11 protein-coding genes and 1 tRNA gene are annotated in these 15,854 nt (G+C 41.0%); 5 read left to right on the top strand and 7 right to left on the bottom strand.

Features of this window, described 5'->3' with window-relative positions:
• Positions 1-97 precede the first annotated feature (97 nt).
• Positions 98-1,111: a ribose-phosphate diphosphokinase gene (locus HXT26_RS01040; protein WP_004107531.1), complete on the bottom strand. Its 1,014-nt coding sequence runs from the start codon at positions 1,109-1,111 to the stop codon at positions 98-100.
• A gap of 117 nt (positions 1,112-1,228) precedes the next feature.
• Positions 1,229-2,305, bottom strand: coding sequence for a DMT family transporter (locus tag HXT26_RS01035; RefSeq protein ID WP_004118656.1), 1,077 nt, complete (start codon positions 2,303-2,305; stop codon positions 1,229-1,231).
• Between the two features lie 204 nt (positions 2,306-2,509).
• Between HXT26_RS01035 and rfbB the strand changes: the two genes are divergently transcribed.
• The gene (gene rfbB / locus HXT26_RS01030; RefSeq protein ID WP_004118653.1) at positions 2,510-3,601 is read left to right on the top strand and encodes a dTDP-glucose 4,6-dehydratase; all 1,092 of its coding nucleotides are present in this window, start codon (positions 2,510-2,512) and stop codon (positions 3,599-3,601) included.
• A gap of 99 nt (positions 3,602-3,700) precedes the next feature.
• Here the strand turns inward: rfbB and HXT26_RS01025 are convergent.
• Both HXT26_RS01025 and glf read right to left on the bottom strand, forming a co-directional pair.
• Positions 3,701-3,785, bottom strand: a tRNA-Ser gene (locus tag HXT26_RS01025).
• Between the two features lie 146 nt (positions 3,786-3,931).
• Positions 3,932-5,167, bottom strand: a complete 1,236-nt coding sequence (glf, locus tag HXT26_RS01020; RefSeq protein ID WP_422112024.1) for a UDP-galactopyranose mutase — start codon at positions 5,165-5,167, stop codon at positions 3,932-3,934.
• Positions 5,168-5,282: 115 nt separating this feature from the next.
• Here glf and HXT26_RS01015 point away from each other — a divergent pair, with 115 nt between their 5' ends.
• Entirely contained in the window at positions 5,283-7,427 is a 2,145-nt protein-coding gene (locus tag HXT26_RS01015; RefSeq protein WP_410299555.1) for a glycosyltransferase, read from the top strand.
• A gap of 50 nt (positions 7,428-7,477) precedes the next feature.
• Here HXT26_RS01015 and HXT26_RS01010 read toward each other — a convergent pair whose 3' ends face one another.
• Complete coding sequence (locus HXT26_RS01010) at positions 7,478-8,785, bottom strand: ATP-binding cassette domain-containing protein (RefSeq protein WP_174163626.1); 1,308 nt, start codon at positions 8,783-8,785, stop codon at positions 7,478-7,480.
• Between the two features lie 54 nt (positions 8,786-8,839).
• Positions 8,840-9,676: an ABC transporter permease gene (locus HXT26_RS01005; protein WP_004107518.1), complete on the bottom strand. Its 837-nt coding sequence runs from the start codon at positions 9,674-9,676 to the stop codon at positions 8,840-8,842.
• Positions 9,677-9,780: 104 nt separating this feature from the next.
• Here HXT26_RS01005 and HXT26_RS01000 point away from each other — a divergent pair, with 104 nt between their 5' ends.
• From HXT26_RS01000 to HXT26_RS00990, 3 genes are all read left to right on the top strand, one after another.
• Complete coding sequence (locus HXT26_RS01000; RefSeq protein ID WP_032835509.1) at positions 9,781-12,096, top strand: glycosyltransferase family 2 protein; 2,316 nt, start codon at positions 9,781-9,783, stop codon at positions 12,094-12,096.
• Positions 12,097-12,159: 63 nt separating this feature from the next.
• Positions 12,160-13,140, top strand: coding sequence for a glycosyltransferase family 2 protein (locus HXT26_RS00995; protein WP_421777022.1), 981 nt, complete (start codon positions 12,160-12,162; stop codon positions 13,138-13,140).
• A gap of 296 nt (positions 13,141-13,436) precedes the next feature.
• Complete coding sequence (locus tag HXT26_RS00990) at positions 13,437-14,861, top strand: glycosyltransferase family 39 protein (protein ID WP_422112023.1); 1,425 nt, start codon at positions 13,437-13,439, stop codon at positions 14,859-14,861.
• On the opposite strand, the gene HXT26_RS00985 is transcribed toward HXT26_RS00990, so the two are convergent.
• The gene (locus HXT26_RS00985) at positions 14,796-15,761 is read right to left on the bottom strand and encodes a DMT family transporter (RefSeq protein ID WP_116971168.1); all 966 of its coding nucleotides are present in this window, start codon (positions 15,759-15,761) and stop codon (positions 14,796-14,798) included. The genes HXT26_RS00990 and HXT26_RS00985 overlap by 66 nt on opposite strands.
• Positions 15,762-15,854: the final 93 nt, after the last annotated feature.

Below are 15,854 nucleotides of genomic sequence, written 5' to 3'. Positions count from 1 at the left end.
CTCCTGCCGTTTTGAACCCGTACGTTAATGCATAAAGCTTATGCAGTTACACGAATTATGCGGTTATTTGTTTTATATATTGTACGTTTTATGCGCTTTATGCGTAAATATTATGCTGTTTCATATCTTCCGGAAGTGCGTTGCGAAGCGACACAAGCGATCCAGAGCGGAACACGGAACGAATACCAGCAGCAAGAAGCGGCGCAATCGAAAGAACCGTCATATTATCAAGACGCTTCTCTTCAGGCACAGGAACTGTATCCGTCACAATGATCTCGCGAACTCCAGCAGCTTTCAAACGCTCAACAGCAGGTCCAGAAAGCAAAGCATGCGTTGCAACCAAAGTAACAGATTTTGCTCCAGCCTCACGCAAAGTGCGTACAGCTTCGCAAATAGTGCCAGCAGTATCAATCATGTCGTCAACAACAATGCAATCGCGTCCTTTAATCTCACCGATAATGCCATGAGCTTCAGCATGATTTGGACGAGTAATATCGCGCGTTTTATGAATAAAAGCAAGAGGTAAATCTCCGAGTTTTGCAGCCCATTGCTCAGAGACTTTGATGCGACCAGCATCAGGAGAAACAATAGTTGCGTTGTCGAGCTTCATAGAGTTTCGCACATAATCAATAAGCACAGGCATCGCAGTCAAATGGTCAACAGGACCATCAAAGAAACCTTGCTCCTGAGTTGCGTGCATGTCGACAGTCAAAATGCGCGTGGCGCCAGCAGCGCGGAATAAGTCAAACATGAGGCGAGCAGTAATAGGCTCACGTCCCTGATGCTTTTTATCCTGACGCGAATATCCAAAGAACGGTGCAACCACGTTAATACTGCGAGCAGATGCGCGTCGCAAAGAATCGACCATAAGCAGCTGTTCCATAATCCAATTGTTAATAGGATTCGTATGTGCCTGAAGCACAAACACATCTGAGCCACGAACAGGCTGAGTAAAGCGCACATACATTTCGCCATTCGCAAAATCGTAGGCAGTAGTCTCAAGCACATCAATACCAAGATACTGTGCAGTCTCATTAGCAAGCTCTGGGTATGCACGACCCGTAACTAACATCATCTGCTTTTTTGGATTGCCTTCAAGAATTATTGACATAATTGCCTTCCCGTTTGCAAACTGGTGTACGCGACATAGTCACTTCCCATTTTAGCAGCCTGTACGCCTCGTACGACACAACAAGCGTTTTATTTTAATGCGTTACTTTAAAAATTACTAAGCGCTACGTTTGCAAAGCAAAATCATCATTACGAAAATAAGCCCGAATCCCACAAAATCTGCCCATGAAAAAACGGCTCCAGTAAACATAACAGCAGTAATTGCAGCAGTAACAGGCTCGCTAGCTCCAAGCAAGGTGCCACGAACTGAACCTACTCGCATAATGCCCTCTAAGAAGAGCCAATATGCTCCAAAAGTTCCAGCAATAACAGTAAAAGTAAAAAGCAGCATAGCGCGCAAATCTAATGCAGGCATTGTTTCCCACGGTCGCACAAACGGAAGCATAATAAAACCAGCAATAATAAACGTAATGCCATTAACAGTCAGATTTCCCCATTTTGCAATCAATTTCACAGGCATAATAGCAAGCGCCGCTGTAGACGCAGCATCTGCAAGACCCCAAAGCAAACCCATAACAGGCAAAGATAGTGAAGAAAGATTACCGCCTGTAGCCATTAAAGCGGTTCCTGCAAAAGCTAGCACAACTCCAATAGTTTCGCGCATAGTTGGCACGCGGCGAGAGCGAAAACACACATAAACCAAAACAAACAGTAAGTTAAGGCTTTGAAGCACAGTAGCAGTGCCAGAATTAGTCCAATCAATAGTCCATAAATACGAAACTTGCGTAAGAAGAACACACACAATTCCCGTAATAGCCATTGAAATCCAAGTACGACCAGTTTTCACAGCACCACTTAACTGCTTAGGAGTGCACACTGCAGCAGTAATGACAAATAACATGCCAGCAGCAATTTGACGAACGCAAGCGATTTGCAAAGGAGATACGTGATACGTCGACATAAGGATTTTCGAAACTGTTGCGTTTGCACCCCAAAATGCGCCACCCAAAAGAGTTAAAAATATTCCTACAAGAATAGCGTTTGTAGAATGATTTAACGCTGGATTAGGTTTATTTGGAGTACCTTCAATTGCTTTTGCTGCAGCTTTTGATGTGTCAAAAGTCTTTGAACCTGTTGATTGCAATTTCGAAGATTGTTGCTTTTTTGTTGAAGAGGAATCAATATTTGATGAATCCAAATCATGCGCACTGCTACGCCAAGAAAACTTAACCATTATTAGATTCACCTCGCATCCCCAAACAAGCAAACATGCAGTAATTATTGCACATCTACTCAACTAATTTGCTGGTAAACAACACTTTAGAGAAACATACTCTATTTGCACACACGAAAGAAATGTATAGTATTAAAAAATTACAATTCAAAATGCGCATATTAAACAATAAAATCAACGCACTAGCCATATGAAGGCGGTAACATGCACAACTACGCATCAAGCAGTAATACTTTTCAACCACACCACATCTTAGTTACTGGCGGCGCAGGCTTTATTGGATCTAATTTTGTGCATTACATAGCTAAACATCATACAACGGTTGCTGTTACGGTACTTGATTTGCTTACCTACGCTGGGAATATGGCAAATCTTTACGACTTACCTCAAGATTTTGCAAACAACCGATACGCTTTTATTCGCGGAGATATTCGAGACGAAAATATAGTTGATCAGCTATTAGATCCGCATAATCCAATTAAAACGGCAGAAGGAACAACACTTCCTGCTATCGACGCAATTGTAAATTTTGCTGCAGAATCACACAACGATAATGCAATCGAGTTTTCTGACCCATTTATAAGCACAAATATTTTAGGAACGCATACGCTCATTAAATTTGCACACAAATATAATATTCGTTTCCATCAAGTAAGTACCGATGAAGTTTACGGGGATTTTCCTATTGACAGCGTGCTTAAATTTGACGAGTCAAGTCCATATTGTCCGTCTAGTCCATATTCTGCAAGCAAAGCTGCAGGCGATCTGTTGGTAAAAGCATGGTGTAGGACTTACGGTTTGCGCGCAACTATTTCGAATAGCAGCAATAATTACGGGCCACGACAGCATATTGAAAAGTTTATTCCTCGCCAAATCACAAATATTATGTGCAATATGCCAGCAAAATTGTACGGCGTAGGAGATTCGATACGCGATTGGATCCACGTTGAAGATAATTGCGACGCAATATGGCATGTTCTAACGCGTGGAACAATCGGTGAAACATATAATATCGGTGCCAACTGTGAAGTTAACAACATAAATATTTTGCGGATTTTGATGCAGTTAATGGGCATGCCGGAAACAAATATAGCGTATGTAAATCCCAGAATAGGCGAGGATAGGCGTTACGCACTAGATACTACGAAAATTCGAACGCAATTAAAATGGGAGCCTAAGTACAACAATCTGAAGCAAGGCTTGCAAGAAACAATATCGTGGTACGACTCTCACGCTGATTTATGGAAGCCTATTAAAGCGCAAGTCGAGCAGCATTATGCTGAATTAGGGCACTGAATTTGGGTGACGAATTTGAGTGACGAAATTGGGTTAAGCATCAATCGGGTTTTCGGCATGAAAAAAGGGCTTCTAGCGATTGGCTAGAAACCCTACTCGCGGAGAATACGAGATTCGAACTCGTGAGGCTGTTACACCAACACGCTTTCCAAGCGTGCGCCATAGACCACTAGGCGAATTCTCCAAATGTTAACTTAACAACCAAATCGCTTGATAAGCAAACAACTTAAATAGAATACCACGAATTTGAGATATTGCAAACTCGCGCGCGCCGAGGCGACTAACCACGACCAAATCCCCGGCAAATGTTTGCGGCGACGAAAGTTGAGACTACTTAAGCAGCGGCTCTACTTGCGATTCATAAGCTCGCAAAGCCATGTCGATTACGTTGTGCATGTCGTAATAGCTGTAAGTGCCCAAGCGACCGCCGAAAACTGTGCGAGGCTCAGCCGCAGCAAGCTCCGCATAGCGCGCGTACAAGGCTTTATCTGCATCAGTATTCACAGGATAGTAAGGCTCATCGTCGCGAGTTGCAGCGCGAGAATACTCCTGCCACACTACAGTTTCCCCAGCCTTCACGCTCTTTCCAGGCACAAAATCAGCCTCGCCACTAGCCTCTCCGCCAACTTCTTCACGCTCTGGATTAAAGTTCTTAAACTCAATCGCGCGCGTAAATGGCACATCAGCATCCGAATAGTTCATAACTGGGCAGCCAAAATGGTCGCTCTCCTCGTAACGCACTTCCTTAAAGTCCACAGTGCGCCACTTCAACTCGCCGAGCGCATAGTCAAAATACCTATCAACCGGACCGGTATAAACAACCGGCACTCCAGCCTCCGCCAACGCGCGCTTGTTAAATGGCTGCGACTCGTCGAAAAAGTCTACGCCAAGCGAAACGTGAATACGCGGATCGTCAATCATGCGCTGCATCCAAGCTGTGTAGCCGTCCGTTGGCAAGCCTTCCCAAGTGTCTTTAAAATAACGATTATTGTAGTTAAATCGCACAGGCAAGCGTTTAATAATTCCAGCAGGAAGCTCAGAAGGATCCGTTTGCCACTGCTTTGCTGTGTAGTTTTTAATAAACGCTTCATAAAGCGGACGCCCAATTAAGCTAATGCCCTTATCGTTCAAATTTTGCGGATCTTTGCCAGCAAACTCCCCCGCTTGGCTTGCAATCAAAGCCTTCGCTTCTTCTGGCGTGTAGTGCGCATGGAAGAATTGGTTAATCGTACCCAAGTTGATTGGCAACGGGTAAACTTCGCCGTCGTGAGTTGCGTACACGCGATGCACGTAGTTAGTAAACGACGTAAAACGGTTCACATAATCCCACACGCGTTTGTTGCTTGTGTGGAAAAGATGCGCACCATACTTGTGAATTTCGATTCCCGTTCGCTCGTCAAAATACGAGTAAGCATTGCCGCCAATATGATTACGAACGTCAATAATTTCAACGCGAGCGCCAGTATGCTCCACTGCTTGTTGAGCTACAGTTAAGCCGAACAATCCTGCTCCAACAACTACTAAATCTGGGTAAGTTGCATTTTGGGAGATTGCTGCTTGCGTCATATCATTTACCTTTCGTACTTTTAGTTGGGCTTATTATTCAAACTATGCTCCAACTCAATTCATTCATGCACAATACATTCTAAGAATAGGCTTAAGCGTATATATAATATCTAATATGACTAAGGCAAAGAGTGCAAAAACCCAAGAAATACAAGAAGCGCAAAATACTAGCAGCGCAAATAGCAACAATAGAAGTTGGGAAGTTGTAAATCGTGTTGTTTACCCTGTAAAAGACGCTGAAATTACTATGCCACTTTACGTAATTCCTTGGCATCGCTCGTATTTGCAGCGCACTGTGCTCGATCCTCGTATGAATATGCGCGCAATCGATATAAATAATCTCAATCTTACTGATTTTAAAAAGCTTCTTGCAGACACTAGCAGTCATTTGCCAAATGTTGAAACTCAAGGGGTTTGCACTGTTCTTTCGCGCAACTCACTTTGCATTGCATCTGGAAAACATGTGTCTCTTTGCACTTTCTTTAACGCTTTTCCTGCAAGCTATTGGCAGCATTGGACGAGCGTAAAAACTGTTAAGTTCACTGCCAGTGTTGAAGGCACTGGCTACTTGCAACTTATGCGATCGACTGGCCGCGGGCTTACGTATCCTGTGCAAAAGTTTGAGTTTGATTCTAATAAACAGCAACCAAACCAGCCAGCACAAGTTACGCAAGATACACAAATTATTAGCTACGAAATACCTATGACCGGTCTTGCAGACGGTGGATATTTTTGGTTTGAAGCTAAAGCAAGCGATTCTAGCAGTCTAACTGTTAGCAATGCCGAATGGAGTGTTCCTTTTGTAAATAAAGTGCAATTTAGCAACACAAAGCATCAGGAAGATTCAGCTAAGCAATCAAATAGCACTTTTTCTATTGCTATTACTACGTTTAATCGCCCTTCATACTGCCACAATCAGCTGAAGGCAATAGCAGAAAACAAAGCACTTCGCGCGCGACTTGACACAATTTATTGCACAGATCAAGGCACCGATTTAGTTAAGAATCAGCCTGGATTTAATGAAACAAGCGCAAATCTTGGCAACCAGCTCACCTATATTCAGCAGGCTAATTTAGGCGGTTCCGGCGGATTCTCGCGCGGCATGTTTGAAACGCTTAAAGCAGGAAAAAGCAGTTACACAATGCTTCTCGACGACGACGCAATTAGTGAAACAGAGTGTATTCTTCGCGCGCTTCAGTTTGCTGATTACACAATTAAGCCAGCCATTATTGGCGGCGGAATGCTTCACTTGGACAATCGTACCGTCCTTTACACTCAAGGTGAGCGTTTCACGCGCAACAATGTGTGGATGAAGCCTTCACAGAATCTTGATTACAATCATGATTTTGCAGCGATTACTTTGCAAGATTGCCCAGAACGTCACCAGCGAATAGACACTGATTACAACGGTTGGTGGATGAGCCTTATTCCAACTGCGATTATGAAAGAAATCGGTCTTTCGCTACCTGTGTTTATTAAGTTTGACGATACTGAATATTCGATTAGAGCACTTGAGCACGGATACCACACGATTTGCCTGCCAGGAGTGGCAGTTTGGCATCAAGCTTGGCACGATAAGGATCCTTCACGCACTTGGGAAGAGTACTTCTTCCAGCGCAATCGTTGGATTTGTGGATTACTTCATTGCACTCATCCAAGCTTACGTTTCGCGATTGAAATGCTTCGAAGCGACTTGGCTTCCGGCTTAAAACTTGCGTATTCTGCAATGCATTTGCATCATATGGGATTACAGGATATCTTGCGCGGACCGCAATATATTGTTGATTCAATGCCACAAAAGCTTGGCGAGGTTCGTAAAGCGCGCCAAGCGTTTAGCGACACGCAGCCGGTAAACGATAAGGCACTCATTAGTGAGGTTTTGCGCGAACACGTAAGCCCGTTTACTGCACATGACGCTAAGGCTTTGCGTAAAACACAAAAGCACGCAACGATTAAGGCTTTGTTTGCGCACGAAAAGCACGCAAAGAATCCTCGCCCAGAAGTTGCAATCCCAGCTCAAGACGTTTCTTGGCCTTCGTTTGTGGGAGTTAATACCGCAATTGTTACGGCTCCAGATGGCACTACTCTGAATCTTTTCCAACGAGATAGCAAGTTATTCCGTAAAATGTTGCGTGCGGACGCACTTTTGTCGTTAAAAATGTTGCGTAAGTGGAAGAAGCTGTCTAGAGAGTATCGCAGCTACGATATGGCGAACGTTGAAAGTTGGGATAAGATTTTCAACTCAACCAACAACAAGTAAGTAACGGAAGAAACAGCTACAAAACGCCGGAGAAATTACCGGCAAATGTTTCACGAAACTTGCTTAATCGTCATAGCACGATCGCTTAGCAAAGCATAATCACGATTGCGACTATCTCTAATCACAAACGTGCAAGCGTTCTCGTCAACAGCCACAGCTAGCAAATCTGTATAATCATCCTCAGTTGGGCTAGGTGTGCGTAAAGAAGTAAACAGCGTAAACTCGCCATTGTTAAACAAATTTAGCGGCATTTCAAAATACACTGTTTGATGCCCACGCTTTTGCATTTTCAGCACTTTAGAACCAGTATCGTAAGTGATTCCACCACGTCGAACGTCATGCAAAGCGATCGCCAAATAGAAGTCACCCGGCTCGTCATACTGATACTCAACAGCAAAACGGAAAGTATCGCTACTTTTGTAAATCTTGTCTTCCAAAGCATACGTCCTAAGCAACGGGCACTTTGCATTCAAACCTTGAGCATACTGACCCTTGCCCAGCTTTTCGCCAAGCTTATTTTGCTTTTCGCGTTCAGCTTCGATATTTGCCAAAGTATATTGATCTGCCACGGACTCAGTATTGCCAATCGCAGCAACTTCACCATCACTGATCATCATCGCACGTGTGCAATAGCGTTTAACAGCATTCATATCATGCGTAACAAGAATAACTGTTTTAGTAGGATCTTTTCGAATTTCAGTAAAGAAAGAATCGCACTTGCGCTGGAAAGCTTCGTCACCAACAGCCAAAACTTCATCAAGAACTAAAATATCTCCTTGCGCTTTAATTGCCACAGAAAAAGCCAAGCGAACTTGCATACCAGAAGAATAATTCTTTAACTTTTGATCCATAAAATCTTCAAGCTCAGCAAATTCCACAATATCGTCGTACATTGCGTCGATTTCTGCGCGAGTGAAGCCAAGTAAAGCTCCGTTAAGATACACGTTTTCGCGGCCGGTAAGTTCCGGATTAAATCCAACACCAAGCTCAATAAACGGCACAAGCTTGCCTTTTACTTTTACACTTCCAGTATTCGGGTAATAGATTTGCGAAATGATTTTTAGTAGCGTTGATTTTCCGCCACCGTTTCGACCGACGATTCCGAAGAATTCACCGCGATGCACTTGAAAGCTTATGTCTTTAAGAACGTTCTGAATTTTATAGCCTTTAATACCTTTTGTAAGATTTATAAACGCTTGCTTTAGACCAGTTGCTTGCTCTGTTGGTAGTTTAAAATACTTGCCTACATGATTGACTGATAGAACAATATCGTCGTCGCTTGCTTCCGCTTCTCGCGCTACATCCACTTCAGCTTCTCGCGTTGCCGTCACTTCCGCTTCTTCCTGTAATGTATTCATAAATTCCACTTCCCCGTCATAACTGTCGTAAAATTTTCGCAATTTTCAACATCGTCACATAACTTCTACGAAAAGACGACTGTTTCTTCTAAATAGATAAACTCCCAGCCACACTATGAGCACAGTAAGTAAAAGTGGCACACAAGACATCCAAGAGAATCCAAACTCACTCCACACAGTTGGTTGCGTGTCTGGAGCCAACATATTGTGACGCATATCTTGAATGCATTGTGCTATAGGATTAAGCAGCTCAAGCTTTGCCAGTGCCGCAAAAATACCGCCTTTATTAATCACATAGCTAAGCGGATAAATAATTGGCATGCCGTAAAACAGTAGCTGTTGAACCACTTCCCAAATATGCAAAATATCGCGGAAAAACACGTACATAGTAGACATTATTAACGCCATACCAATTGCAATCGCGTAAATCTGCACCAAACTTATTGGCAACAGAACCACTCTCCAAGTAAAATGCACTCCTCCAATAATTGCAAAAATAAGCACAACTACTAAGTTGATTAAGAAGCTTATTAAAGAACCAACTGTTGCTGAAACCACCACAATGTAGTTTGGAAAATGAATTTTGCGCAACAAATCGCCACGATCTACAAGCGAGCGCAAACCGATCGAGGTTGATTCTTGCACAAACTGCCATGCACTAATACCTAGTAATAACACCACAGGATAAGTCGGTGTGCCATCTGTCATTCGCAAAAACTTGCCAAAAATAAGATACATCACACAAAACATCATCAACGGCTTCAACGCCGACCATGCTACGCCTAAGAAGGAGCCTTGATAGCGCAGCTTAAAATCGGTTTTTACTAAACCACGAAGTACGATATTTGCATAAGCGTACTTGTTTCGACAACGAGTTATGAGATTTTTCACGTTCCCTATAATATCAGTTATATTGTAATTGAATGTGCTTAATCAAATATGATACGAATACACGCAAGTGCTACACATAAGACATTTATGCTAACATCGTACGTATGCCGAAAGTATCGATTATCGTTCCAATTTATAATGTTGAAGCCTTTTTACCAGAATGTTTAGAGTCTATCCAAAATCAAACTTTTACTGATTGGGAATGTTTAATGTTTTCAGATGGGAGCAAAGACGGTTCCATCGATATTATGAAATCTTTTGCTGAAAAAGATAGTCGCTTTGTTGTTATTGAAAAAGAAAACGAGGGCTATGGAGCCACTTGCAATCGCGGTTTGGAGCGTGCTAAAGGCGAGTGGATTAGCATTGTTGAGCCGGATGATTTCATCGATCCGCACATGTATGAGCGTCTTTTAAGCAATACAGATCTTACGAATGAAAAGATCGATATTATTAAAGGCGGATACTGGCTTTTTTACGATGGAAAAGATGGATATAAGGATGCAGTAGACACGCCAAACTTGTGCTATTTTATGCCTAAACACAGGTCTATTTTTAGCTTGAATGAATTTGCTGAGCCTTTCTACCATCATCCTTCTATTTGGTCCGCTATTTACCGCAAAGATTTTCTTAACGGAGATAACAAAAATAATGAAACCATACGTTTTAAGCCGATTCCTGGAGCAGGTTGGACTGATAATCCTTTCTTTGCGCAAACTATGGTTTTAGCAAATAAAATCTGCTGGAATCCTGGAAAGTACTACTATTATCGTCAAACTAATCCTGGCGCTTCTAGTTTATTGAAGGATTTTCATCTTCCGTTTGACCGTTTGCGTGATATGCGCGAGTTTCTCAGTAAGCAGAATATTTCACGCGAAGTTTTACAAGCTTTTTATTCACGCGAATTTGATTACGTTAATTCGTTAATTACTGAGTTTGGTTTTGACGATAAGAATCCGGAAATACGCAAGCTTATTCGCGAAGTTTTTAGTTCTATGGATTCAAAAGAAGTTTTCCTTATGGCTTCACGTTTAAGGCCAGAGTTTATGGATTACTACATGGATTTCTTAGGATCCTCGTACGAAGTTAAAGCACACAAAGCAGAATCTAATCCTGAGCTTTCTCTTGTTATTTTTACGCATAATGCTCATTCTTGGATTGTTGATTCTCTTAAAGCTTGCACTTCTATAAGCAATATTTCTTGCGAATTTATTATTGTTGACTCTCATTCTTTGGACAGCACTCTTAATATTGCTAACAGATTTACAGATAAAGATAAACGCTTTACAATTCTGCAAAATGACAATTTATATACTGTAAAAGATATGCTCTCTAAAGCGGTTGATTACGCTCATGGAGAATACACTATTTTTATGCCTTCAAGCTATATAATCAACGAAAACGTGCTTAGAGCCGCTTTAGATAATATGCTTAAATGCTCTAACAATAAAAATAAGATCATTGATCTTGAGTTCTTTAACAATAAGAGTTTGCATAGCGATTATCTAATTGATTGTTCCATTAAAAATGATATTAAACATAATATTGATCTTTCTGAAGAAAGCTTTATTAGACCTGTAAATAATGATGACACACTGCAAGATACTTATTACGGGTCTTACGCTCCTAAAGATATTGCAGAGCTTCTAATAAACAGTTGCTACAACTATGGCTGGCAGAAAGTATGGAGAACTGAATTTCTGAAATCTGCTCACATTGAAGCTGGAGTTAACGATACTCCTGCAACTCTTATGACTTTTAGCACTCGCGCAGCATTAGCAGCTCAAAATATTATGTATTGCGATTTGGCTAAATCATACGAAAATGCTTATGGCAGGTTCAGCATTGGAGCTGACGAAGGGTTCGAAAACCTTAACAGTAAAACAATTCCAGAAAACTTCTGGCTTTCAATAGAGCATCATACCTCATTCAACGAAGCACCGCTTGAAGTTGATTCGGTGTTAGAGGTTGGAAAATGGCTTGAAAGCGAAGGGCTTCTTGAAACATACAATCAAGGATACGCGAATGCTCTTGTGGAAAGCTTCGTTCACGATTGCCATACGCGAGTAACTGCTGAATCGTTGGCAAACATCGTCCAAGATAAGTTAAAAGAAGTATTAGAGGTTCTGAATTACGAAAGAAATTCACACAACTTACCAACGTATTTTTACGACGAAAAAGCTTATAACGAATTCCAAAAGTTGCAGCTTAACGCCACTTCTCGCACTTTGTGGCTAAAAGAGCGCATGCTTGATTTTGAGCGCAAAAGCGAATTATGCGAGCAGGAAATTAGTAATATTCGCACTTCTGCACGCTATGTTATTGGCGAAAAAATCGTAAAAACAGCGAAGAAAATAGCCTTCCCGTCTATTATTGCAAAATTGCAGAAAAAGATACGCCTCATGAGAAGAGATAATAAATAATTTAGATTCTCGTAATATACTATACTGTTTGTTGTAGGTAAATCTGTTGGAGATCGTTAGATTATGAATACTTCGTTAAACAATGAGCGTAAAAGTGTTCCAATTTTATACATTGTTGTACCTTGTTTTAACGAGGAAGAAGGCATTTCTAAAACCGCCGAAGTCCTCCAAACGAAGATGAATTATCTTATGAATCAAAAACTCATTCACTCTTACAGCAAGGTGATTTTTGTAGATGACGGTTCTAAAGATTCAACATGGAATTTAATTGCTTCTTTTAATCGCAAAAACCCTTCACTTTTTGGCGGAGTAAAGCTTGCGCATAACCGCGGTCACCAGAATGCGCTCTACGCAGGGCTTATGTACGCTCGCAAGCAAGGTTGCGACGCTGCTATTTCTATGGATTCTGATTTACAAGATGACGTAAATGCAGTAGACGAAATGCTTAAGAAATTTGTTGAAGAACATTGCGAGGTTGTTTACGGAGTTCGTTCTTCGCGCAAAAAAGACACTTGGTTTAAGCGCAATACGGCTTTGGCTTTTTACAAGGTTTTTGCTTCAATGGGTGCGGAAGTTGTGCCAAATCATGCTGATTATCGCCTAATGAGCGCAATTGCTTTGGATGCTCTTTCCGAATACAGTGAAGTCAACTTATTCCTGCGCGGAATTGTGCCAATGCTTGGATTTAAAACTGGCAAAGTTTATTACGAGCGTGGAGTAAGAACTGCTGGAGTTTCAAAATACCCTTTGCGGAAAATGATTTCTTTCGCTTTAGAGGGTATTACTTCATTCTCCGTTAAGCCGCTTAAATTAGTTACGTATATGGGATTGCTTTCTATTGTTATTGGTTTTGCAATGTTCGTATACGTAATTGTGTCTTTATTTACCAATCACACTGCTGTTGGTTGGTCATCGCTTATGTGCTCAATATGGTTTATTGGCGGATTCCTTATGATTTCTATGGGCATACTGGGAAGCTATATTGGCAAAATTTATTTGGAATCTAAGCATCGTCCACGCTACTATATTGAGAAATCTTTGTAAATACAGCCTTTGTAAATATAATTTTATAAATACAATTTCGTGAAGGCACTTTATAAAAGCAATTTTTAAAGAGAGGTTCAAAAAGTATGATTGAGCGTTTTCAGCATGTAAGCGTAATGCTCGGGCGCTTTTTTAGCAATGCTATTGTATGGTGTTCAGCTGTATTTTTCAGCGCGTTAGCATTACTGAGTTTAATTCTTTCTGCTCATCTTTTCCCCGGAGAATACAGACTTGAGTTTTTATGGTTTCAGTCGCCATTTGTACTCATTTTAAGTGCTTTATTATTCTTTATTTTCGTGTTTTTAAAGAAACGGCATGTTTTTGATAAAATCCGTATTCGATACTTTGCTGCAGCAGTTTTTGCTTATGTACTTGTATTGGGATTTTTGTGGATAAAAGTTACTCGTGCTTGGCCTGAATGGGATCCTGCTTATATGTTTAGCGCGGCGCAATATTATGCGGATCCTAATCGAAAACCTATAAATTGCGCTACTGATACGTCGGAATTATCGTGGATTATTTGCCCGGGCGGTTACTTCACTAGATTCCCATTCCAATTCCCTCTTCTTTCTCTTATGCGATTTTTGGTAATCGTTTTTGGCTCTAACGCGTACCTTGCTTTTGAAGTATTGAACGTGTTATGCGCTGCTATTACTGGAATTCTTATTGCATACTACGTAAATTTGTTGTTCCGTAATAAGAATGTAACTATTCTTTCTTTGCTTTTGTATGCAGCTTTTTTGCCTATGATTTTTTACGCGACTTTTGCGTATGGCAATACTGTTTGCTTACCGTTTGTTTTTGGCGCGCTCATTTTTCATGCTAAAAATATTAAAAGTGGAAGTTGGCTTAATGCGGTTCAGTCGTTGATTTGCATGTTCTTTGCTATATTGCTTAAGTCAACTATGGCTTATTGCTTAATTGGCATGATTGTCGTGTGGATTGTGTCGGCTTTGCGCTCTAAAAAGTGGGAACACGCTGTTTGCGTATTGCTTGCCATTGTGTTCTTTGCTTTAAGTAATGTTGCTGTGGCAAGTTCAGCTAATTCTTTCGGACATAATGCAAAAGATGGTTTGCCTTCTACTGTTTGGCTTGCAATGGCAACAGATCCCTCTCGCAAAATAGGTCCAAATAATCCTGGATGGTATAACGGGTATCCTACGAGCTTTGACGTTAAAACGTATAACAAAGATGATATTAAGAAAGAATCTACGGAATTATTGCGCAATAATCTTAAGCATTTCGCAAATAATCCTGGCGATGCTTTTAGTTTTGTCACTAAAAAATTTGCTGGAGAATGGCTTGAGCCAACTTATGAATCTTTGCTTGCAAGTAGTTGGAAGTGGAATGGTCCAGATAGGCCAGTTTTGCTTGATCGCAAAATGAATCCTGTTTTAAGATCGCTTTATTCTGGAAAGCTTAATATTATTACATTTACTTTCTTAGACGCTCTTCAATTTATGCTTGTTGCTTTTACCGCACTATTCTTATGCGTAACTCTACGAAAGAAAAAGTCAATTTCTTGCGAATATTTTACTCCGCTTGTTATTATCTTAGGAATGGCTGTTTTGTATCTTGTTTGGGAAGCACAGTCGCAATATATTTTGCCAGCATACTTGCTTATGATTCCGTTTGCCGCGCGAGGTTTCGATATGCTACTTTCGCGCTACGAAAATCGTGCTGCAAATAATAGTAATGCAGCAAACCCAAGCAATAATTGATGGCATTGTTTGGTAAATTATGGAAGATGCAATCATTCCCCATGCAGCGTATGTGACGTTTGCTGCCATTGCGCGAGAGGCTCCTACTTGTGCAATTCCGCGATAATAGCTTAAATACGAGCTTGTGCCTAGTAAACCTATTGCAATTATCATTGATATAGTTGCTAAAAGCTTAGAAGACGCAAATATGCTACCTGTCGCAATATTGGCTGTGAAGCATAGCATTAACGCGATTATCGTGTAAGAAATAGCAGATACTGTTTCTCGAATGTGTAAGATTATTTCGTCGTCTACGCTTTGTTTTCTAGCTGCCCAAGCACATACTACAGCTTCACTACCCCAACCAATTACGCTTAAAAACGCTCCAGCTAACCCTAGTAGTGTGTTTGTAATGTTTGCAGAACTTAATGTATTTTGCGCATCAGAGCATGAATAATATCCAAGTACTCCTACTGCTATAAGAGCTAAAGTAAAAGCTGCGTATTTTTTTGCACTTAAACGTTCTTTTAGCACGATTGCGGAAAGAACTGCTCCAAAAGCAGGATATAGTGCGGAAATCGCTGCAGCATACCCAGCTCCTATATTGCTTGCTGCTAAAACATATCCGCTCATGCCAATAGGCCCGCCAAGTAAGGATCCGATGATAATAGGCGTGAGAATTTTTGGCTTTTTTAGTATTTCAAAAGTTTTATTCCACTTTTTTCTAACACTTATATAAGTCCATATGAGTATTGCGCATACAATATCGTGAAGTAATGCGCCAATAATTCCTGTGAAGATTACTAGAGCAGTGTTGTTTTCGTATGATGTGTTATTTGTAAATACGAATGATGCAGTTAAAAGAGCTAGAAGAGCTGTATCTACTCCCCATAAAAGTCCACTTAGAAACGAATATTTCATAAATACCTACTTGCTTGTTAGAAGATGTTTGTGATTTGTTTCTGCTTGTTTATATGCTGCTTATTTAGCTTTCACTTGCTTGTTATTAGTTTG

Origin of the sequence: Gardnerella sp. DNF00497B (assembly GCF_049262725.1) — a bacterium.
Lineage (GTDB): Bacteria > Actinomycetota > Actinomycetes > Actinomycetales > Bifidobacteriaceae > Bifidobacterium > Bifidobacterium leopoldii.
The sequence above is the reverse complement of the archived record's forward strand: the minus strand, read 5'-3'. Positions and strand labels throughout refer to the sequence as shown.